Origin of the sequence: Elstera sp., from assembly GCF_044372965.1 — a bacterium.
Classification (GTDB): Bacteria; Pseudomonadota; Alphaproteobacteria; order Elsterales; family Elsteraceae; genus Elstera.
Map to the genome: position 1 here is coordinate 37,013 of NZ_JBILQX010000004.1, position 19,526 is coordinate 56,538.

Annotated in this window: 21 protein-coding genes; 9 read left to right on the forward strand and 12 right to left on the reverse strand. The window is 62.7% G+C overall.

Translation table 11 applies throughout. The features are described 5' to 3' along the window. Positions 1–45 precede the first annotated feature (45 nt). Positions 46–642, reverse strand: a complete 597-nt coding sequence (locus ACIQ36_RS01385; protein ID WP_395824715.1) for a TetR/AcrR family transcriptional regulator — start codon at positions 640–642, stop codon at positions 46–48. A 76-nt stretch (positions 643–718) separates the two neighbouring features. On the opposite strand from ACIQ36_RS01385, the gene ACIQ36_RS01390 reads away from it, so the two are divergent. Then, a complete protein-coding gene (locus tag ACIQ36_RS01390; RefSeq protein ID WP_395824717.1) occupies positions 719–1,174 on the forward strand; it encodes a VOC family protein in 456 nt (151 codons plus the stop codon). Here ACIQ36_RS01390 and ACIQ36_RS01395 read toward each other — a convergent pair. Both ACIQ36_RS01395 and ACIQ36_RS01400 read right to left on the reverse strand, forming a co-directional pair. After that, complete coding sequence (locus ACIQ36_RS01395) at positions 1,153–2,850, reverse strand: methyl-accepting chemotaxis protein (RefSeq protein ID WP_395824720.1); 1,698 nt, start codon at positions 2,848–2,850, stop codon at positions 1,153–1,155. The genes ACIQ36_RS01390 and ACIQ36_RS01395 overlap by 22 nt on opposite strands. Positions 2,851–2,973: 123 nt before the next feature. Next, positions 2,974–4,779 (reverse strand): potassium/proton antiporter, encoded by a 1,806-nt coding sequence (locus tag ACIQ36_RS01400; protein ID WP_395824722.1) that lies wholly within the window; start codon positions 4,777–4,779, stop codon positions 2,974–2,976. A gap of 131 nt (positions 4,780–4,910) precedes the next feature. On the opposite strand from ACIQ36_RS01400, the gene ACIQ36_RS01405 reads away from it, so the two are divergent. Continuing rightward, a complete protein-coding gene (locus ACIQ36_RS01405; protein ID WP_395824725.1) occupies positions 4,911–5,765 on the forward strand; it encodes a 16S rRNA (uracil(1498)-N(3))-methyltransferase in 855 nt (284 codons plus the stop codon). 46 nt (positions 5,766–5,811) lie between these two features. After that, complete coding sequence (locus ACIQ36_RS01410; RefSeq protein WP_395824728.1) at positions 5,812–7,179, forward strand: glutamate--cysteine ligase; 1,368 nt, start codon at positions 5,812–5,814, stop codon at positions 7,177–7,179. A gap of 3 nt (positions 7,180–7,182) precedes the next feature. Here ACIQ36_RS01410 and ACIQ36_RS01415 read toward each other — a convergent pair whose 3' ends face one another. The 8 genes from ACIQ36_RS01415 to ACIQ36_RS01450 all read right to left on the reverse strand — a co-directional run bounded on the left by ACIQ36_RS01415 (position 7,183) and on the right by ACIQ36_RS01450 (position 14,614). Further along, on the reverse strand, positions 7,183–7,614 hold the full coding sequence (locus ACIQ36_RS01415; protein ID WP_395824731.1) for a type II TA system antitoxin MqsA family protein: 432 nt from the start codon (positions 7,612–7,614) through the stop codon (positions 7,183–7,185). Beyond that, positions 7,601–7,930 (reverse strand): type II toxin-antitoxin system MqsR family toxin, encoded by a 330-nt coding sequence (locus ACIQ36_RS01420; protein ID WP_395824734.1) that lies wholly within the window; start codon positions 7,928–7,930, stop codon positions 7,601–7,603. Before ACIQ36_RS01420 ends, ACIQ36_RS01415 begins: the two co-directional genes overlap by 14 nt. A 20-nt stretch (positions 7,931–7,950) precedes the next feature. Continuing rightward, on the reverse strand, positions 7,951–9,222 hold the full coding sequence (locus ACIQ36_RS01425; protein ID WP_395824736.1) for a class I SAM-dependent methyltransferase: 1,272 nt from the start codon (positions 9,220–9,222) through the stop codon (positions 7,951–7,953). Positions 9,223–9,280: 58 nt separating this feature from the next. After that, positions 9,281–9,787 carry a DUF2867 domain-containing protein gene (locus ACIQ36_RS01430; protein ID WP_395824739.1) on the reverse strand — a complete coding sequence of 169 codons (507 nt, stop codon included), beginning with the start codon at positions 9,785–9,787 and terminating at the stop codon, positions 9,281–9,283. A 64-nt stretch (positions 9,788–9,851) separates the two neighbouring features. Beyond that, positions 9,852–10,511 (reverse strand): ChrR family anti-sigma-E factor, encoded by a 660-nt coding sequence (locus tag ACIQ36_RS01435; RefSeq protein ID WP_395824742.1) that lies wholly within the window; start codon positions 10,509–10,511, stop codon positions 9,852–9,854. Between the two features lie 2 nt (positions 10,512–10,513). Continuing rightward, positions 10,514–11,083 carry a sigma-70 family RNA polymerase sigma factor gene (locus ACIQ36_RS01440; RefSeq protein ID WP_395824745.1) on the reverse strand — a complete coding sequence of 190 codons (570 nt, stop codon included), beginning with the start codon at positions 11,081–11,083 and terminating at the stop codon, positions 10,514–10,516. A gap of 162 nt (positions 11,084–11,245) precedes the next feature. Beyond that, positions 11,246–12,445: a phosphopentomutase gene (locus ACIQ36_RS01445; protein ID WP_395824748.1), complete on the reverse strand. Its 1,200-nt coding sequence runs from the start codon at positions 12,443–12,445 to the stop codon at positions 11,246–11,248. A gap of 105 nt (positions 12,446–12,550) precedes the next feature. Continuing rightward, on the reverse strand, positions 12,551–14,614 hold the full coding sequence (locus ACIQ36_RS01450) for an ATP-binding protein (protein ID WP_395824751.1): 2,064 nt from the start codon (positions 14,612–14,614) through the stop codon (positions 12,551–12,553). A 161-nt stretch (positions 14,615–14,775) separates the two neighbouring features. Here ACIQ36_RS01450 and aroQ point away from each other — a divergent pair, with 161 nt between their 5' ends. From aroQ to ACIQ36_RS01480, 6 genes are all read left to right on the forward strand, one after another. After that, positions 14,776–15,243 (forward strand): type II 3-dehydroquinate dehydratase, encoded by a 468-nt coding sequence (aroQ, locus tag ACIQ36_RS01455; protein ID WP_395824754.1) that lies wholly within the window; start codon positions 14,776–14,778, stop codon positions 15,241–15,243. A gap of 69 nt (positions 15,244–15,312) precedes the next feature. Beyond that, positions 15,313–15,777, forward strand: a complete 465-nt coding sequence (accB, locus tag ACIQ36_RS01460; RefSeq protein WP_395824757.1) for an acetyl-CoA carboxylase biotin carboxyl carrier protein — start codon at positions 15,313–15,315, stop codon at positions 15,775–15,777. A 2-nt stretch (positions 15,778–15,779) separates the two neighbouring features. Then, positions 15,780–17,147 carry an acetyl-CoA carboxylase biotin carboxylase subunit gene (gene accC, locus ACIQ36_RS01465; RefSeq protein WP_395824759.1) on the forward strand — a complete coding sequence of 456 codons (1,368 nt, stop codon included), beginning with the start codon at positions 15,780–15,782 and terminating at the stop codon, positions 17,145–17,147. Between the two features lie 21 nt (positions 17,148–17,168). Next, positions 17,169–17,816 (forward strand): leucyl/phenylalanyl-tRNA--protein transferase, encoded by a 648-nt coding sequence (gene aat, locus ACIQ36_RS01470; RefSeq protein ID WP_395824762.1) that lies wholly within the window; start codon positions 17,169–17,171, stop codon positions 17,814–17,816. Continuing rightward, positions 17,803–18,351, forward strand: a complete 549-nt coding sequence (locus ACIQ36_RS01475) for an RNA polymerase sigma factor (RefSeq protein WP_395824765.1) — start codon at positions 17,803–17,805, stop codon at positions 18,349–18,351. Before aat ends, ACIQ36_RS01475 begins: the two co-directional genes overlap by 14 nt. Then, positions 18,348–19,175, forward strand: coding sequence for an anti-sigma factor domain-containing protein (locus ACIQ36_RS01480; protein ID WP_395824768.1), 828 nt, complete (start codon positions 18,348–18,350; stop codon positions 19,173–19,175). Before ACIQ36_RS01475 ends, ACIQ36_RS01480 begins: the two co-directional genes overlap by 4 nt. Before the next feature lie 81 nt (positions 19,176–19,256). Here ACIQ36_RS01480 and ACIQ36_RS01485 read toward each other — a convergent pair. Further along, positions 19,257–19,526, reverse strand: a 270-nt coding sequence (locus ACIQ36_RS01485; protein WP_395824771.1) for a hypothetical protein, incomplete at its 5' end; no start/stop codon positions are given.

The window sequence follows — 19,526 nt, forward strand, 5'->3', positions numbered from 1 at the left end:
TAAGTGTACTTCTGGCCGCGACGATGCGGCGACTTTCCGTCCCGGTCAAGTATGGCTCCGGCACAACCCCCGTAAAAGAGCGGAAATGACGGCAAGATAGTTTCCTTGCGCGTCGGATTCGGCGGTGGCGGCCCGGTCGAACAAGGCATCCAGCAGATCGGTCAAAACCTTCGCCGGGAAGGGGGGAAGGACCCCTGCCGCCAGCGCTGCATCGACCCCCTCGGCGAGGCTGCTGCGGGCAAGGTCAAGGGCGGTGGCCTCCGCCTGCCCCAACACGGAGGGCGCTTCGACCAGCAGCAACCGCCGCCGCCCCGCATCGCCCATTGCTGAAAGATAGGCCGCGCCGCCGTCGATGAGCGCCCCGATTGGATCGGTCGGCGTTGCCGTTGCGGCATCAATCGCGGCCACCAGCGCGCGCTGTTCGGCGTCGATGACGGCACGGAACAGATCGATCTTATCGGCGAAATGATGGTAGAGCGCGCCGCGCGTAACGCCAGCGGCGGCAACGATTTCGGGCGTGCCGGTTGCGCCGTAGCCGCGCTCGGCAAACAGCGCGCGCGCGGCGCTCACCAGGGCGCTCCGGGTGGCGGCGCGCCGGTCGGCTTGCGGCACGGGGGCTGGGCGGGGTTTTCCCTCTTGCATACGTGCAGCCTGTATGTTTAAAGATAAATACAGGCTGCTTGTATCATTTATTCCCGATTTCGACCAGGAGGTTCCGATGCGCTGCACGGCCTATTACCCGGTTTTGCTCACCGCTAACGTTGAGGAAACCGCCCGTTTCTACGAAACCCACTTCGGCTTTATCCGGGCCTTTAGCTGCGAATGGTACGTGCATCTTCAGTCAAGCGCCGATGCCGCGATTAATCTGGCCGCGCTGGACTATCGCCACGAAACAATTCCGGCGCCGGGACGGGCTCCCAGCGCCGGACTAATTCTAAACTTCGAAGTGGAGGCCGTGGACGCCGAATATGCGCGGCTCACGGCGGCAGGCCTGCCGATTCTGCTGAGCTTACGCAGCGAGAGCTTCGGTCAGCGCCATTTCATTACCGCCGATCCAAATGGGGTGCTGATCGACATCATCACCCCAATTCCGCCGAGCACCGAGTTTGCGGCCCAGTATACGCCGGAAACCCTGGCCCGGATCGACGCGGCTCAGGCCGAGCGCACCGACTGAACGAAACCTTCCACTTCCACCTTCAGCTTATCGGACTGGGAGGCGAGCGCTGCGGCGGCGCTCAGCACGTGGGCGGCCGAGGAGCCGGCTTCGGCAGCCACCGCCGAAACGGTGGTGACGGCGCGAGAGGCTTCTTCCGTGCCGCTGGCTGCCTGCTGAACGTTACGGCTAATCTCGCCCGTCGCGGCCCCCTGCTGCTCAATGGCGGTGGCAATCGTCGTGGTGATATCGTTGATCTGCCCGATGACCGTCCCAATCGCGCCAATTTCCGTGACGGTTTCCGAGGTGGCCGCTTGAATCTGGCTAACTTGCGCCTGGATTTCTTGAGTCGCCTGGGCGGTTTGATTGGCCAGCGTCTTCACTTCGGCGGCGACGACGGCGAAGCCCTTACCCGCTTCCCCGGCGCGGGCGGCTTCGATCGTGGCGTTCAGGGCGAGAAGATTGGTCTGGCTGGCAATCGATTCGATGATCTGCACGATTTCGCCGATGCGCTGGGCGGCAACCGCGAGCCCGCTCACCGACCGGCTGGTTTTCTCCGCCTGATTGACCGCTTGCCCGGCAATCGTGGTGGATTGCGAGACTTGGCGGGCGATTTCACGGATCGAGGCCGAAAGCTCCTCGGCGGCAGCGGCAACCGAGTGCACGTTCGTTGCGGTTTGCTCCACGGCGGCGACGGCGTTTTGCGTTTGCTGATTGGTGCTGTCGGCGGCGGCGGTCATCGACCGCGCGTCGATATTCAAATCGCGCGCCGAGGTGCCGAGCGCTTCGACAACGGCACTAACGCTCCGCTCGAAACGATCCGCGAGGTCGCGCATCGCGGCGGCGCGTTCGGCGGCGGTACGGGCCTTAGCGGCCTCCTGTTCCGCCGTGAGGCGCTGAACTTCGGCGGCATTATCTTTGAAGACTTGCACCGCGCTCGCCATTTCGCCCACCTCGTCTCCGCGCCCCGTACCGGGGATGGTGACGGCGAGATCGCCCGTTGCGAGTTTGTGCATTGTTTCGGCCAGCGTTCGTAGCGGGCGGACCGAGCCCATTGACCAGAAAGCGAGCCCGGCCCCCAGCACGACCGCCCCACCCGCAAGGACCATACTGAGCACCGCGAAGCCTTTCGCAATTTTGCTCGCCTGATTGGCAATGGCGTTGTTCTTCTTTTCCTGGAAATCGATGAACTGGTTAATCCGCCCAAGCCATTCCACGAACAGCGGACGGGCTTGTTCAACGCTTTGTTTGAGTTGCCCTGCATCGCCCTTCTGCTGGGCGGCGACCGCCTGCCCGATCAGGGGCAGGGTTTTCGCCTCGGTTTCCTTGATGGCGGCAAGAAGGCGGGGCTCTTCAGCGGTAATATCGGTGCGGCTGGCAAAAAGCTTATCCAGCGGATCGGCAGCTTCGGCATAGAAGCGCGTGAGCTGGTCAATCTCGCTCACCACACCGCGCGCGGCGGCGGCATCGCTAATCAACACCAAATCGCGCACGCTGATCGAACGGTCGTGAACGCTGCCCCGGAAGTTGATCGCATAGCGCAGCTTGACGTTATTCACGTCGTTGATCTCGGTAAGCCCCGCGTCGATCTTATTGACTTCACGGATACTGATAACGGTCAGCGCCACCATCAGCACAAGAATGGCAGCAAAACCAAGGGCTAAGCGCGGCCCGATCCGCATTGATTTTAAGGGCATCGTTCGAATCTCGCATTCAATTAAGGTAAGAAGAAAAGCCATGCCTGGTGAAACCTTAACCGTGCCCTTAACTGGGTTCAAGCAGGCCGCTCTGTCTAGTCCATTTCTTAGGATTGCTTGTGATTATTGGCGGTTATGACGGAAGCGGAACCCCTCACGCAAAACCCGGGTGATTTTGGCCCAACGCTCCATGCCCGCAGGCGGGCGTTCGGGTTCAAGATCGATCCCGACTTCGATAATCCGATCCTCTTCGACGGTTTTCACGATCAAGTCGATCGGGCCCATGCGCACCCGGTCGCCGACGGTTGGCAAAGTTGCGAGCTTTTCGGCCAGATAGGTAGCAATCGTGAGGCCGCCGGAGCCCTCGGGGATCGGCACGCCGTAGAGTTTGCCGAAATCGTCCAGCGTGCGCGAGCCATCGATGGTGAACTCGCCTAAGAGCGCATCGGGATCGGCAATGCGGGTCGATTTCGGGCCAAACAGCCGGTCGATCTGGCCCATGTAGGCGGCATCGGCGCGGATCAGCAGATAATCGCCGGGCACCAGAGTTGCGGCGGCATTGGGGCCGAGGGCGACCCCTTCACGCAGCAACATCAGCACTTTGGCGTCGCCGGGCAGGGTCAAGGCCCCGTCGGCCCTGGCTAGAATCGCGCTATTGGGAGAAACCGCATAGCCGGAGACGGCATTCTCCCCCTCCACTGTGCCCGGCAGGTCGATATCGAAGCGCGCGGGGGGCGGCGGCTCGGCCGGAACGGTCAGGTGCAGCAGGCGAGCCAAGGGGGCGAGTGTCCAGCCCTGCACCAGCAAGGACAGCACCACCACCACGAAGGCGACGGAGAAATAGGCCATGCCGCCGGGCGCACCGGCGAGCACCGGCACAATCGCCAAGAAGATCGGCACCGCGCCGCGCAAACCGACCCAAGAGACAAAGATCACCTCGCGCCAGTTAAAGCGGAATGGCAGCAGGCAAAGGGCGGTTGCCAGCGGGCGCGCCACGAACATCAGCACCAGCGCCACCCAAAGGGCAGGGCCAAGATATTCGACCAGCGATGCCGGGGTAACGAGCAGCCCCAGCATGAGAAATAGGGCAATCTGGGCAAGCCAGGCGAAAGCATCCAGAAACCGTTCGATCCCGGCATGGGCTTTACTGCGTTGATGGCCGACCAGCAGCCCCACGAGATAAATGGCAAGGAAGCCCGAGGCGTGGACGCTTTGGGCCGCGCCGAACACCATGAGCGCGCCCGCCAAGGTGAAAATCGGGTAGAGGCCGGCCTCAATGTCGATCCGCCTTAAAATGCCGCGCAACGCAAAGCCGCCCGCCGCGCCGAACGCTGCACCGCCCACCATTTGCAGCAAAAAGAACGGAATCGGCCCAACATTCACAGCCCCCTCGCTGTTGGGCGCCAGGATCGTCACCAGCAGCAGGGTTAGGAAAATCGCCATTGGATCGTTCAGACCCGACTCGACCTCCAGCGTCGCCCGCACGCGCTTGTGGATATCGACCTTATTCTGCCGCATCAGGCCGAACACGGCGGCGGCATCGGTGGAGGCAACAATCGCCCCCATCAGCAACGCCTGCACCCAATTATGGGAGAAAGGCGCAATCGCGCCTGCAACGATCCCTGCCGAGAGCCCAACGCCCACGGTGGCCAGCACGAAAGCAGGTAGCCCCGCCTGCCGAAACTGGCTGATCGGCGTGCGCATGCCACCTTCGAACAGAATAATCGCAAGGGCGGCGCTGCCGATGGTATAGGCGGCCTGGAAGTCGGAAAACAGAATCCCGCCCGGCCCATTTTCCCCAGCCAGCATACCGAGCGCGAGGAACACCACCAACAAAGGCGCGCCGACGCGCGTCGAGACCATGCCCGCAAAAATGCTCAGCAATAGCAGCGTACCGATAAGCAGAATAAGCTGATTGCTGGCGTCCACGCGGCTCCCCCGATCTTTCTCGACTCGACGCTTATCATGACGGATTTTCAGCCCAGCGGAAGACGGTAAACTCTGCCGTATTACGTTTGCTGTACCCGTTCTTCCTTACACTAAAGGATCAAGGCGACATCATGGCCTCCGAGGATGATATTTTTGCAGCCCGGCTGTTTGTTCAGGCTGACTTGACGCCGGGCGACGGCCTAGCCCTGGATGAGGCGCAAACCCACTATCTGCGCGCTGTGCTGCGCCTTGGCCCCGGCGACAAATTGGCGCTGATCAATGGCCGCGACGGCGAGGCTTTGGCCGTGGTCGAAAAGCTCGATAAGCGCAGCGGGCTCGCGCGGATCGAAAAACTCACGCGCCCCTTCGCCCCCGAGCCCGACCTGTGGCTGTGCTTCGCGCCGATCAAACGCGCGCGGCTGGATATGATGGTGGAAAAAGCCACCGAACTCGGCGCGTCCCGGCTGATCCCGACGCTCACCCGCCGCACCAATGCCGGGCGTGTCACCACCGAGCGGCTGCGCGCAATTGCCCAGGAGGCGACGGAGCAGTGCGAGCGGTTGACGCTGCCGGAGGTGGCCGAACCGCAACCCCTCGCCAAACTTCTCGCCGATTGGCCGCAAGATCGTGTGCTGCTGATGGCCGATGAGGCGGGCGATGCCCCGGACGCCCTGTCAGCCCTCGCAGGGCTTCCCGAGTCGGTCGCGCTGGCGGTGCTGATTGGGCCGGAGGGCGGGTTCGATCCGAACGAGCGAGAGGCCTTGAAGGCGCTTGCAATCACCGACAAGCCTCGGCATGGTGGCGATGAAGTTAACGGCGTTAGCTTGGCCCCGTCTGAACGGGCGGGCTTTGTCTTGCGCGTGAGCTTGGGGCCGCGCATTCTGCGGGCCGACACGGCGGCGATGGCCTTGCTGGCGCTTGTTCAGGCGCAGCGGGGCGATTGGCGGAAACAGGGACCGCGCGGCAGCGCGCTGGCGTCACGATAAATGCCCCCGGCCTGTCGAGGCGGTGCGGCGGAAAACGAGGAATTCTATGGCGGGCACCCCTTCCGGTCTGGGCGATGTGATTACCGATAAGCGCCAACTGGTCGCCTATCTCGACAGTGGCTCCAAGCCCGCCGACCAATGGTCCATCGGCACCGAGCACGAAAAATTCGTCTTTCACCGCGATAGTCTCGCCGCCCCCGCCTATGACGGGCCGAGCGGCATTCGCGCCCTGCTGGAAGCGCTGGCCGCCGACTACGGCTGGACGCCGGTTCTGGAAGGCGATCATCCGATTGCGCTGACGCGCGGCAAAGCCTCGGTTAGTCTGGAGCCGGGCGGCCAGTTCGAGCTGTCGGGCGCACCCGTTGCCACCTTGCACGAAACCGAAGCCGAACTGCTGAACCATCTTCAAGAAGTGACGGCCATTGGCGACAAGCTTGGCCTCGGTTTTCTGGGCGCGGGCTTCAATCCGTTGGCAACGCGCGCGCAAGTGCCGTGGATGCCTAAGGGTCGCTACGCCATTATGAAGGCCTATATGCCGAAAGTCGGCAGCCTCGGGCTCGATATGATGCTGCGCACCTGCACTGTGCAAGTGAACCTCGATTACGGCTCCGAAGCCGATATGGTGAAAAAGTTCCGCGTGTCGCTGGCCCTGCAACCGCTCGCCACCGCGCTGTTTGCCGCCTCGCCGTTCACCGAAGGCCGTCCGAACGGCTTCCAGAGCTTCCGCAGTAACATCTGGACCGATACCGACGCCGACCGCTGCGGCATTCTGCCCTTCGTGTTCGAAGATGGCATGGGGTTCGAGCGCTATGTGGACTATATGCTCGATGTGCCGATGTATTTCGTCTACCGCGACGGGAAGTATATCGATGCCTCGGGCCAAAATTTCCGCGATTTTATCGACGGCAAACTTCCGGCCCTGCCCGGCGAGCGCGCCCATGTGGGCGATTTCATCGACCATCTCTCCACGGTCTTCCCGGAAGTGCGGCTGAAGAAGTTCCTCGAAATGCGCGGGGCCGATGCCGGGCCGACCAAGCGCCTGCTCGCGCTTCCCGCCCTGTGGGTCGGGCTACTCTATGACACGACGGCCCTTGATGCCGCCTGGGATCTGGTGAAGGGCTGGACGCCGGAGGATCACGCCACGCTTCGCACGAGCGTTCCGGCGCGCGGCCTCGCCACCCCGTTCAAGGGCCAAACGGTGCGCGAGGTTGCCTTGACCATGCTGACCATCGCCCGCGAGGGGCTGCGCAACCGTCGCCGCTTCAACGGCCACGGCGAGGATGAAACCCACACCCTCGATGCGCTGTTCGCCATCGCCGCCAGCGGCCGCAGCTTTGCCGACGATCTGCTGGAGGCGTTCCACGGCCCCTGGCAGGGCGACGTGCGGAAGATTTACGACGAGCGGGCGTTTTAGGGGCTAGGCCGCGCCCCGACCCGTCTCTTCTCGCATCTGCCGGAGGAACTCGATTTCCTCCGGGTGCCGGTTGAGAATTTCGATCAGCGCTACCGCCGCATCGCTGGGCGGGGTTGCGCCGCTTTCGTACTTCTGGAAGGCCCTGCGCCCGCCGCCGATCAGCCGACCGGCCTCCTCCTGGGTGAGCTTCAGCCGGTTCTTGCGGATATGGCGGACGTGCGCACCGTAAGCGGCCTTGAGTTCGAGAAAGACCCGATCCGACTCGGCAATATCCTCGCCCGTGTGAAGGCCATTATTGTCCTCAGGGTCTTCGGGGTACCAGCCGGGCACATCGACGATGCGCGTCAGGGTGCCATAGGTTACGGCTTGCGGTCGCACGCCGCGATACAGGGTTTTGCCGGTCTCAGGATCGATCCGCGTCTCACTCTCGGTCATCGTGTCGTTCCTTGAAGGAAGTTAGGGCTATGTCGATCAAGGTCTCGCCTGCGAACTTCAGATAGAGCCACCGCCCATCCCAGGGCAGATTATAGGTATCGTGCCAAACCCGATGGTTCGGCGGACTATGCGCCGTCTCAGACTTCACGAAATCACCCCGCTCCAGCGACTGCACCGCTTCGACAATATCCGTCCGATCATACCCAAGGCTCCGGGCATTCTTAAGCGCGACGGTCTTGATAATCAGGCTATCGACCGTAGCGAACTTCGTTTGAACAAGCGCAAGATCGTGATGGGGTGTCCGCTTGACCGTCATAGCAAAATAAACCTTAAAGGTTACTCTGACAAGGGGCTATACCGCTGCGTCAACCGCCCGATCCCGCCCAACTGCCGGGCGATTTGCTCGGCGGCGCGGGACAGGGTGTCGTCGGAAAGGTCTTTGCGCAGGGCTTTCATCTCCTCCAGCAGAGCCTGCCAGGTTTTTTGCCCGTCGATGCGCGGCAGCAGGGCTGGGGCGATGGTGGGGAGCGGCAGAGTGAGGTCGAGCCCTTCGTTGCTCACCCCCAACCGCCCGCCCCGGTCGATGGCGGCGAGCAGCCGTTGCGGGTCGATGTCCTTGAAGGCCGGAATCGCGGCGCGGTCGCCCGGCGGGGGCGGGGCAACGGGGTTTTCGGCCCGCACCAGATAGCCCGCGTGGCGGGCGAGGTTGCCCGCGACCTGCTCGGCGAGCGCGGCCTCCTCCTCAGGGGGTAGGCTTTCGGCGCGCTTCAAGAGGGCCGCATCGGTGAAATAGGTCGAAAGCTTATAGCGCGCGGGTTCCACCCAATCGGCAAGGCGCAGGCCCGCGCCGTGGACCAGCGCGAACCAATCGGGGATCGTATAGGCGCGGTCTCGGGCGTGCAGCAGCAGATCGAACAGCCCGGCATCGCCGCCGTCGAGATGATCGCGGATCACGCCGTTCCGCAGCAGCCAGTTGGTGGCGGGAAGCTGGGTGAGCACGCGCTTGGCCTGGGCGACGCGCTCTTTCGGGGAACCCTCGGCGGCCAGCGTGCGCAGAATCGCCTGCACGTCATAAACCCCGCGCCGCCCATAGGCGCCATAGAGCATCAGCCCGATGCCGCCCTGGGGCGCGAGCACCGAGACCAGCGCCCGCAACCCCGCGTCGGGATCGTCCAGATGGTGCAGCACGCCGCAGCTATCAATGTAATCGAAAGGTTCATGGCCCGCGTCCAGCAGATCGAGCAGCGAGCCGGTGGCAAAACGCACCGTGACGATGTCGGATGTATCCAACCCGCGCGCCGCAATCCGCGCCTCCGCCACCGCCCGTGCGGCCTGGGAGGGATCGAGATAGAGAAGCTCGGCTTTCCGCCCGGCCCAGGCCAATTGCTGCGCCAGCATGGTGAGCGCATCGCCCGATCCGCCGCCTGCAATGAGCACCCGCACGGGCCGCGTCGGCCAGCGCCCGCCGAAAACGGTCTGCTCGATTTCCTGAAGATGGCTGGGCGAGCCGACGATCAGCCGCTTGCGCTCCTCGCGCGGGTCGCGGTGCGGATAGGGCAGGGCTTCATATTGTGCCGCAACAGCAGCATCGGGGGAGAGCTTGGACATGGCCGGGAGACTGGCAGGGCCGGGCGGGGGAGGCAAGGGGGAGGTTCGGTTTGGCGCGTCAAGCCGCCGTTTGCCGCATCATCGCCCGGACGATGAACGGGTGAACCCGCCCCACCGGCACCATGTAGAGCCGCCCCAGCCTATTGTGAATCTGAACGAGCGTCGCCGTAACATAGGTTCCCGGCGCGTCTGCCGGCTTCAGAATCGAAACACGTACATCAAGGTGCGAATCATCAATGCCGAGGATTAATTCGGCTTCGGTCAGGCTGAATATCTTAAAAATGCCTAACTTGTCGCCGGGTCGATAGTCGACGAGCGGCTTCTGCAGACTGGCTTTCATCGACCCAGCCCCGCGCAGACCGACCAGGGCGACGATGCGATCCCGCAGGGCCAGCAGCCCATTCACCCAGGGCGGTGTTGCGGCGAAGGTTTTATGAGCGATTGCGAGAGCCGACAGGTTGGGATCGACCAAGTCAATCGCCCAGGCATCGCAGAAATCGGCCTTGGCGTACAAAGGCGCTAATAGGCTTTCAGGAGGAAGCGCAACGGCGGTGACTTTCGGCATGGTACCCCCTCGGAAATCTTGAGAGAGACCTTAGCTGGAAAGCCCTTTCTTGTACCAGTACCCCCTAAAACCGCACAAACCTATTCACCACCCACCCCATCACACCCGTCAGCTTCAGCGTACCATCGACCACGGCGAGGCAGATGCAATCGCCATCCGTGTCGGCGATGGGGGTGTGGGTGTGGTCGGCGGTGGAGATCGAGAGGTCGCCGGGGAGGTAATGGCCGAATTGGTCGCTGAAGCCGCCCTTCAGCACCAGCACATATTCGGTGCCGCCGTGGGTGTGCTCGGGCATCGCGCCGCCTGCGGCGATCCGCATCAGGCGGGTCCTGCCGCCGGGGGTGCGGCTGGGGGGGGCGAGGCGGATTTCCGAGAGGGCACCGGTGACGCGCTTCCACGGTAGCGGCTTTGCGGGGGCGCTGGGAATACCGGCAAGGGCGCGGCGCACGGGGCGCGGCATCCAGGCTTCACCGGCCAGCGGCGCTTCGGGCCGGGGGGGCTCCGGCACGTTGAGTTGAGCGAGCAAGCGGTCGAAATCGGTCTTCACCTCGACGGGCGGCAGACTATCGAGCAGGGCTCCGCCGACCGCTTCCAGCGCCTGCACTTCCTTGCGGCAATCTGGGCAGTAGGTGAGATGGGTTGCCACCAGAAGGCTAATCGCCTCTGGTAAGGTTCCGGCGGCATAATCGACCAGCAGCGATTCGGGCGGGTGGAAATGGGGCATGCTTATTCGTCCTTCAGGACCGCGCGCAGCCGTGTGAGGGCCAAGCGGATACGCGATTTGACGGTGCCTAGGGGGATTTGCGTTGTCTCCGCGATATCGCGGTGCGACCGGTCTTCCCAATAGGCTTGTTGCAGGAGGCTTGCTTGTTCGGGCGGCAAGAGGGCGAGGGCCGCCCTCAGCCGATCATTTTGTTGGGCTAGATCATAGGCGTGATCGGCCCCCGGCACGGGGTCGCCAAAAGCCTCTTCGGCAATCAGGGCCGGGTCGTCCGCCTCCCAATCGATATGCTTGTCGCGGCGGAGGCGGTCGATGCGCTTATTGCGGGCGATGGTAAACAGCCAGGTACTGACCGACGCTAAGCGCGGATCGAACCCGCCCGCGCGGCGCCAGAGCGTGACCATAACCTCTTGCAATAAATCCTCGGCCTCGGCCTCGGGGCTGCCAAGCCGCATCAGGTAGGATTTAAGGCGCGGCCCGAAATAGGCGAAAAGCTGGGCAAAGGCGGTGCGGTCCTGGGTTTCGGCGATTTGCAGAACTAACCGCGCAAACCCGGCGCTGGTCTCATCGCGCATGACACTCTCCATCCGCGCCGAGATTGTTTCGGCGGGGACAAAATGCAATGCCCGAGGGGCAGAAGGGTCGCGCAGGGTGGTCATCACCCTTTCTTCGCAGCTGCCCGTTTAACAGATCACGCAACGCGCAGATTTTTTTTGCCCTGGCAGCCATGCTGCGGATCACAGCAGGCTACGGCCCGCCTCTAACGGGGGAAGGCCAAGGTGTTGGGCGAGGGTCTGGCCGCCGTCGGCAAAACTTGTCCGCCGCCCGCCATTGCCGCCCGCAATACCGGGGCCGAAGAAAATCAACGGCACATATTCGCGGGTATGGTCGGTTCCGATCCAGGTGGGGTCGCACCCATGGTCGGCGGTAATGAGCGCGAGATCGCCCGGTTGCAGTTTCGCCAGTAATTCCGGCAGGCGTTTATCGAAGGCTTCCAGCGCATCGGCATAGCCGCCGGGGTCGCGGCGGTGGCCGAAGGATTGGTCGAAATCGACGAAGTTGGTAAAGATCAAATCACCGTCGCCCGCTTCGTCCATCGCGGCGAGCGTCGCGTCGAACAAGGCCGCATTACTATCGCCCTTGATGACGCGGCTGATGCCGTGATGGGCAAAAATATCGCCGATCTTGCCAATGGCGAGCACTTGGCTGCCGCGTTCGACGAGCTTATCCAGCAGGGTCGGCGCGGGCGGCGGGACGGCTAAATCTTTGCGGTTGGGGGTGCGGCGGTAATTCCCGCTGGTGCCGGTAAAAGGCCGGGCGATGACGCGGCCAATATTATAGGGATCGACGAGTTTGCGCGCGAGTTTGCACAGGGTCAGCAACCGCTCCAGCCCAAAACTCTCTTCGTGGGCGGCGATTTGCAGCACCGAATCGGCAGAAGTATAGACGATGGGTTTGCCGCTCGCGACGTGCTCATCGCCCAATTCGGCGATAATCTCGGTGCCCGAGGCGTGGCAATCGCCCAGAATGCCGGGCAGCCCGCCCTGTTCAATCAGCGCTTGGGTCAACTCGGGCGGAAAGCTGGGCACGGTTTTGGGGAAATAGCCCCAGTCGAACAGCACGGGCACGCCCGCAAGCTCCCAATGGCCGGAGGGGGTATCTTTCCCCTTGGAGCGTTCGGCGGCGGCGGCATAGAGGCCGGTAAAATCGTCGCGCTTTAAAAATCCCGACGGAAGCTTTCCAGTGGCTTCGCGGGCGGCGGCCCCCAGGCCGAGGTCTTCCAGATGGGGCAAGACAAGGGGGCGACCGCGCTGTGCCAACGACCAAGAAGCGATATGCCCGAGGGTGTTCGAGCCCTGGTCCTGAAAGTGGCAGGCATCGGGGGTTGCCCCAATACCGAATGAGTCCATCATGAGAATGAGAGCGCGCTTTACCATAAAATTACCGTTGCTTGCCGCTCGTCAGTTTGCAAGCCCGGAATCATCGTGTCTCATCGGAATAACGGCGGACGGGATTATAGGGAGGGGATTATACGCACGGGATTATACTGGGCTCGTTTGCTGGACTGGGGGCGGCAGGGCCCGAATCGGCTCCGGCCCGCCATCGGGTAACCAGCACAAAACTTCGGTTCCGCTGGCAGAGGAGGTGAGGCTAACCTCGCCGCCGTGCAACTCGATAATACTGCGCACCAACGACAACCCAAGACCCGCCCCCGCCTGCCGCCCGGACCGCTCGAACCGGCCGAAGATGCGTGGCAGGCTTTCGGGCGGAATCCCTGGCCCCGTATCGGAAACGCTAATGGCAATCCCGCGCTGGGCGTCGCGCCGCGCGCCGATTGTTACCCGGTCCTGCGGGCGGCAGAATTTGATCGCGTTGGAGAGAAGATTGAATAGCGCTTGGCGCAACCGTTTGGTATCGCCGATGACCGTGCCGATATCGGCGGCGGACTCGAGCGTTAGCGCAATATCGCGCGCCTGGGCCCGCTCGCGCACCAGGGCGAGGGTGGAGACGATGAGGCTATTGACCTCGATCGTATCGCGCTCCAACGCCAGATAACCGGCTTCAATGGTGGCAAGATCGAGAATATCGTTGATCAGCGACAGCAGCCGCTGGGAATCCGCCAATATACCCCGGCTATAGTCTAACTGGCGCGTGTTGAGCGGGCCGAAATACTGCTCGGTCAGGATTTCGGAGAAGCCGATGATCGAGTTCAGCGGCGTGCGCAGTTCGTAGGAGACGTTGGCGATAAACTCGGTTTTCAGCCGGTCGGCGGCTTCCAGCGCGTCATTGCGTTCCCGCAGGGCCAATTGGGCGCGGTTGCGCTCGGTAATATCGAGGAACAAGCAGAGCGTTGCGCCATCGGGCATCGGCACGGAGGTAAAATCGATCTCCTTCCCGCTGCGCCAGCTTAAAACGCCGTTGCGGATGTGGCGCTGGATCAAGGCGTTACCGGTGGGATCAGCATCCTCACCCTCGACAATCCAGGGCAGGGTTGCGGCTTGAAGCTCGTCCAGGGTCGGCTCGCCCAGCAGTTGCTCTTCGCTCAGCCCCCAAATTTGCAGGAAGGCCGGATTATGTAGGCGCAAGCGCCGGTCGATGCCAAAAAAGGCAACGCCTTCTGAAAGATTATTCAGCGTCTCGCGCTGGACTTCGATGAGGGTATTATACGAGCGCTCCAGGGCGAATTTATCGGTCGCATCCTCGTAGGAGTAAATCAGCCCGCCGAGCGGATGGGGGGCGACGCGCTGAAACAAGGTGCGACCATCGGGCAGGTGCAGCACCTCTTCCTTGGCAGCGACGAGCGACTGGAATTGCGCTAATTGCTCGCGCTTATAGGCGGCGAAATCGATCACTTCGGGCAGTTGCCGCTTTTCACGCAGCATGTCGATAAGCTCTTGCAGCGTCGGCTCCCGCGTCAACCACACGTCATCGAGATAGAACAGTCGCGCGAAGGCGGTGTTGAAGAATTTGATCCGCCGCTCCGGGCCGAAAATCACAATCGGGGCGTTCACCGCGTCCAGCACATCATCTTGCGCCGAAATCAGCCGCGAGACTTGCGACATAAGGCTTTCGATCTGGCGCATGTCCGTCGCGGCGATTGAGATGCCCGCCGGCGAGGCCAGCGCGCGCAGCGAATATGCGTGCATCGCGCCGCCGATCACCAGCGTGACGGTTTCGACCTGCTCGCTATTCAGTAGCAGGGCGCGCATGGCAAGTTCTCGCGCCTGCTCGATAAACGTATCGCTGCCGCGCGTTAGAACCGACCAGGCGAGGTTGCTTTCGACCAGTCGCGAGTCGCGCCCAAACAGGGCTAGCGGCGTTGCCGCCGCATCCATCAAGGCTTGACGTCGGTCGGCGATTTGCTGACTGCTGCGCAACTGTTGCTGAATCACCCGCCCGCGCAAAACGGCGCGAAAATGCAACGTGCCGATGATCAGCAGCGCCAATGCAAAAAGGCTGAGAAACCCGACCAAAGGCTGCAAGATTGAGGCCGAGGCGAATTCATTCGCGGCCCCGGCGGGCGCACTCAGCCCAACGCCCAAACTCAACGCCGCCCAGGCAGAACGGCCAGGGGTTAACGGAGCGGGTGGGCGGATCATCAGCATGGGGAACAGTCTAAGCAATTGTGGCGGGGTTGAATAGGCGGGTTGAACCTTCCTCTTCCCGCCCGCGCCGCGCCCTTGTCCCCGAGGCGCAAGGCTTTCTTGCACCGCACGGCGGGCATGGTATAACGCGGGGTCTGACGCAATTTCTCGAGGTAGACCGTTTGTCCGCCCCCCTGATCTTGGTTCTCAATGGGCCGAATCTCAATCTGCTCGGCACGCGCGAACCCCATATCTACGGCACCGATACGCTGGAAGATGTTCGCCTTGTCGCCGCTCGCGCCGCCGAACAGCTTGGCTGCGCGCTGGATTTCCGCCAATCGAACCACGAAGGCGTGTTGATCGACTGGATTCAGGAAGCGCGGGGGACCGCAGCCGGAATCATCATCAACGCCGGGGCCTATACCCATACGTCGATTGCGCTGCTGGATGCCTTGAAGGCGGTGGATTTGCCGGTGATCGAGGTGCATCTTTCGAATATTTTCCACCGCGAGCCGTTTCGCCACACCTCCTATCCGGGGCGCGCCGCGATTGGCGTGATCGCGGGGTTCGGCGGCCAATCCTATGTTCTCGCCGTAGCGGCACTCGCCAATCTGATTAAAGCTTCGCCGTTAAAACCTTTAGGGATTTAACGCCGCGCCCCTCATCCCGGCGTTGGGGCCGCCCGGTCGGCCCGCCGCCTTGCTGTTTAGAGAGAAAGCATGTCTCAACATCAATTAGATAGCGAACTGATCCGCAATCTCGCCAGCCTGCTCGACGAGACCAAGCTGACCGAAATCGAGTATCAGCGCGATAATGTCCGCATCCGCGTTGCCCGCACTTTGCCGCCGCAGAGCGTGGCCTTGCCGCCGGTGCCGGTCGCGGCCCCGGCTGCGGCTGCCCCCGCCGCAGCGGCTCCGGTCGCTGCCGTCGTGACAGCCCCCGCCGATCATCCCGGCATGGTGCCCTCCCCGATGGTCGGCACGGTTTATCTCGCCGCTGAACCGGGCGCGCGCCCGTTCATTGCCGTCGGTGAGACGGTGCAGAAGGGGCAAAGCCTGCTGATCATCGAAGCGATGAAGGTGATGAACCCGTTGCCCTCGCCCCGCACCGGCGTTGTGAAGGAAATTCTCGTGACCGACGGTAAGCCGGTCGAATACGGCGAGCCGCTGGTCATTATCGAGTAATCATGTTCGAAAAGATTCTCATCGCCAATCGCGGCGAAATCGCCCTTCGCATCCACCGTGCTTGCCGCGAGCTTGGCATTCACACGGTTGCGGTCCATTCCACGGCGGATGCCGACGCCATGCATGTGCGCCTGGCCGACGAAAGCGTTTGCATCGGCCCGCCCGCGCCGCGCCAGAGTTACCTCAACATGCAGGCGATTCTGTCGGCGGCGACGATTACCGGGGCGGAAGCCATTCACCCCGGCGTTGGCTTCCTTGCGGAAAACGCCGATTTCGCGCAAATGGTGCAGGATCATGGGTTGGTCTTCATCGGCCCGTCGCCCGAGCATATCCGCATCATGGGCGATAAGATTACCGCGAAAAAGGCCGTCCAGGCCCTCGGCATTCCGACGGTTCCCGGCTCCGACGGTCCGGTGACGAACGACGAGGAAGCGCTGGAAATCGCGCGCCGCATCGGCTTTCCGATCCTGATTAAGGCGGCGGCAGGCGGCGGCGGTAAGGGCATGAAGATTTGCCGGAACGAAGAGGATCTGCGCACGCAACTGCCGGTCGCGCGCTCCGAAGCGCGGTCCTTCTTTGGCAATGACGCGGTGTTCTTCGAAAAATTCCTGGAAAAGCCGCGCCACATTGAACTGCAAATCTTGGGCGACGGCCAAGGCAATGTAATTCATTTGGGCGAGCGCGATTGCTCCTTGCAACGCCGTCATCAAAAGCTGCTCGAAGAAGCCCCCTCGCCCGCGCTGAATGCTGACGAGCGCGAAGCCATCGGCCAGATCGCCCTGAAGGCGATGGGCACCTTGGGCTATGCTTCGGCGGGCACGCTGGAGTTTCTCTACGAAGACGGGCAGTTCTATTTCATCGAAATGAACACGCGGCTGCAGGTGGAACACCCGGTTTCGGAATTCATCACCGGCATTGATCTGGTGCGCGAGCAAATCCGCATCGCTGCGGGCGGTAAGCTGACGCTGAAACAGGAAGACGTGCGCTTCAGCGGTGCCGCCATCGAAGTGCGTATCAACGCCGAACACCCGGAAACCTTCGCCCCTTCGCCGGGCAAGATCGGCGAGTATCACGCGCCGGGTGGGCCGGGCGTGCGCGTCGATTCGGCGCTTTATTCCGGCTATAAGGTGCCCTCGCACTACGACAGCCTTGTTTCGAAGCTGATCGTGTATGGCAAAACGCGCAACGAATGCCTGATGCGCCTGCGTCGCGCTTTGGAAGAATATGTGATCGGCGGCATTCAAACGACGATTCCGCTGCACCAAAAGATCATCGCGGACCCGGATTTTATCACCGGCGATTACACCATCCATTGGCTGGAGCATTTTATGGAGCGCACCGCCGCTGCAAAGGATGCGGACGGCGCGTAAATCCGTGGTCGGGGGAGACGGATGCGCTTAACCCCCGATCTGCTGCTGCGCGCCTATGCCGCCGGGATTTTTCCGATGGCCGACGGTCGGGACGATCCAGAACTTTTCTGGGTCGATCCCGATTTTCGCGGCATTCTGCCGCTCGATGGGTTTCACGTCCCGAAACGTCTGAAGCGCACGTTGCGCGCCGAACCCTATCGGGTAACGGTGGATACCGCCTTTCGCCGTACGGTGGCCGCCTGCGCCGCCCCGCGCCCCGGCAGCCCCGATAGTTGGATTAATGCCGAGATCAAACGGCTCTACGGTTTGCTGTTCGAGGCGGGCCACGCCCATTCGGTGGAATGCTGGCAGGGCGAAACCCTTGTGGGCGGGCTCTACGGCGTTACCCTCGGCGGGGCGTTTTTCGGCGAGAGCATGTTTTCCACCGCAAACGACGCCAGCAAGATCGCCCTGGTCTATTTGGTGGCGCAATTGCGGGCGGGCGGCTTCACCTTGCTCGACACGCAGTTCAAGACCGATCACCTCGCCCAGTTCGGCGTGATCGAAATCGCGCGGGCCGAGTATCGCAGAAGACTGGACGAAGCCCTGCCAATCCAGGCAGTGTTTGGCCGTATAGTTTTAGGACAACCGCTGTCGTTGGAGGACGTAATCCACTATGCGGGACGCTGAGACGCTGGATCTTGCCGAACTCTTGACGCTGGTGCCCACTGGCGACGAGAGCGCCTTCGCTACCCTGTATCGACAGACGGGACCGCATCTATATGGCGTCGCCCTCCGTATCACCCGTGATCGGTCCAGTGCCGAAGATGTGGTGCAGGATGTTTTGACCAAACTTTGGTCGGGCGCCGCGCGGTTCGAAGCCGGGCGGGGCTCGCCCCTGGGGTGGCTGCTCACGATGGCGCGCAATCGGGCGCTCGATCTCATCGCACGGCGCGGGCGCGATGCCCCGTTGCCCGAAGAGTTCGATGAACTGCCCGACCCGGCGGAAGATGCCCTCTCGGCTTTGGCAGGCCGGGAGGATGCCGACCGCCTGCGCACCTGCCTGGAAGTGCTGACGGACGATCAACGCCGGGCGATTCTGGTCGCTTTCTTCGAAGGGGCAACCCATGAGGAAGTGGCCGAGCAGCTCGAAACGCCCCTGGGCACGGTCAAAAGCTGGGTCCGCCGGGGCCTGTTGAAACTGAAAGGGTGCCTGGGATCATGAGCGCCTTGGATCGGGATACGCTAACGGTTCTGGCGGGCGAATATGTGCTCGGCACGCTGCGCGGCCGCGCGCGCCAGGAGTTCGAAGCCCTGTGCGAGTTGGACCCGGAAATTGCCGAGGCCCGCGCCGCCTGGGAAGCCCACCTCGCGCCGCTGCTCACCATCGCGCCGACCGTAAAGCCGCCCGAAACCCTCTGGGCGCATCTGAGTGACGAGCTTGGCTTCGAGATCATCTCCGACCGGCGCAGCGCCGACCGGGGGGCCGTGACCGAAGACCTGCCCTATACCGAGGACCTGCCCCCCACCGCCGAGATCATCCAACTGCGCCGCAGCCTGGGGCGCTGGCGCGTGACCACGGTGATGATCGGCATGGCGGTGGCCGCAGGCATGGTCAGCATCGTTCTCGTCCGCCCGGACCTGCTGCGCGCCCCATCGCCCGCCCCGGTGCAAGTGGCCGAAGCCCCGCCGCCGAAAGCCGACCCCGCCCCGCTGCGCCCGATGCTGGTCGCCGTGATGCTCAACGAGCAGCAAGACCCCTGGTGCGTCATCCGCGAAGGCGCGCCCGACGGCAAACTGACCCTCACCCTGCTAAAACCGATGCCCGACGATGGGCTCGACCGCGAACTCTGGATCGTCGGCGACGATAGCGTGCCGAAATCTTTGGGCCTCATCACCCCGAACGGCCTCTCCATCGACCCCGCCGTCGAAACCGCGCCGGGCCGCCTGATGGCCGTGAGCCGCGAACCAAAGGGCGGCTCCCCCACGGGCGCGCCAACCGGGCCGATTTTCGCCAGCGGGAAACTGGTGAAACTGATGGATTTTTAGGGCGTAGCGCGTTCGCCAGGGGCGCTGCCCCTGGACCCCGCCTAAGGGGCCGCGCCCCTTAGGGATCGGCGGGTTTGCAGATTATTTGAGTGCTGCGAGGCGCGCGCGGACTTGTGCCGTTACTTCTTGGATTGCTGGTTCGGGGGCATTGGCAAAGCGGCGGAGGTAGTCTTCGTAATTGGCTTGGGCTTGGTTCTTCTGATTATTCGAGTTCTCTAATAGTATACCCTTGTCACGAAGAGCCAGAGCGACCTGCATGCGTAGCATCGATGCAGGATCATCTTGAAAGCGGCGAATCACCTCATCGTAAGTAGCGAGCGCTGACTCAGGTTGAGGTGGGGAAAGGTTTAA

Bases quoted from the DNA above. Each gene is read 5' to 3' on its own strand.
- ACIQ36_RS01385 (WP_395824715.1), bottom strand. From the start codon at position 642: ATGCAAGAGGGAAAACCCCGCCCAGCCCCCGTGCCGCAAGCCGACCGG.
- ACIQ36_RS01390 (WP_395824717.1), top strand. From the start codon at position 719: ATGCGCTGCACGGCCTATTACCCGGTTTTGCTCACCGCTAACGTTGAG.
- ACIQ36_RS01395 (WP_395824720.1), bottom strand. From the start codon at position 2,850: ATGCCCTTAAAATCAATGCGGATCGGGCCGCGCTTAGCCCTTGGTTTT.
- ACIQ36_RS01405 (WP_395824725.1), top strand. From the start codon at position 4,911: ATGGCCTCCGAGGATGATATTTTTGCAGCCCGGCTGTTTGTTCAGGCT.
- ACIQ36_RS01410 (WP_395824728.1), top strand. From the start codon at position 5,812: ATGGCGGGCACCCCTTCCGGTCTGGGCGATGTGATTACCGATAAGCGC.
- ACIQ36_RS01415 (WP_395824731.1), bottom strand. From the start codon at position 7,614: ATGACCGAGAGTGAGACGCGGATCGATCCTGAGACCGGCAAAACCCTG.
- ACIQ36_RS01420 (WP_395824734.1), bottom strand. From the start codon at position 7,930: ATGACGGTCAAGCGGACACCCCATCACGATCTTGCGCTTGTTCAAACG.
- ACIQ36_RS01425 (WP_395824736.1), bottom strand. From the start codon at position 9,222: ATGTCCAAGCTCTCCCCCGATGCTGCTGTTGCGGCACAATATGAAGCC.
- ACIQ36_RS01430 (WP_395824739.1), bottom strand. From the start codon at position 9,787: ATGCCGAAAGTCACCGCCGTTGCGCTTCCTCCTGAAAGCCTATTAGCG.
- ACIQ36_RS01435 (WP_395824742.1), bottom strand. From the start codon at position 10,511: ATGCCCCATTTCCACCCGCCCGAATCGCTGCTGGTCGATTATGCCGCC.
- ACIQ36_RS01440 (WP_395824745.1), bottom strand. From the start codon at position 11,083: ATGCGCGATGAGACCAGCGCCGGGTTTGCGCGGTTAGTTCTGCAAATC.
- ACIQ36_RS01445 (WP_395824748.1), bottom strand. From the start codon at position 12,445: ATGGTAAAGCGCGCTCTCATTCTCATGATGGACTCATTCGGTATTGGG.
- ACIQ36_RS01450 (WP_395824751.1), bottom strand. From the start codon at position 14,614: ATGCTGATGATCCGCCCACCCGCTCCGTTAACCCCTGGCCGTTCTGCC.
- accB (WP_395824757.1), top strand. From the start codon at position 15,313: ATGTCTCAACATCAATTAGATAGCGAACTGATCCGCAATCTCGCCAGC.
- accC (WP_395824759.1), top strand. From the start codon at position 15,780: ATGTTCGAAAAGATTCTCATCGCCAATCGCGGCGAAATCGCCCTTCGC.
- aat (WP_395824762.1), top strand. From the start codon at position 17,169: ATGCGCTTAACCCCCGATCTGCTGCTGCGCGCCTATGCCGCCGGGATT.
- ACIQ36_RS01475 (WP_395824765.1), top strand. From the start codon at position 17,803: ATGCGGGACGCTGAGACGCTGGATCTTGCCGAACTCTTGACGCTGGTG.
- ACIQ36_RS01480 (WP_395824768.1), top strand. From the start codon at position 18,348: ATGAGCGCCTTGGATCGGGATACGCTAACGGTTCTGGCGGGCGAATAT.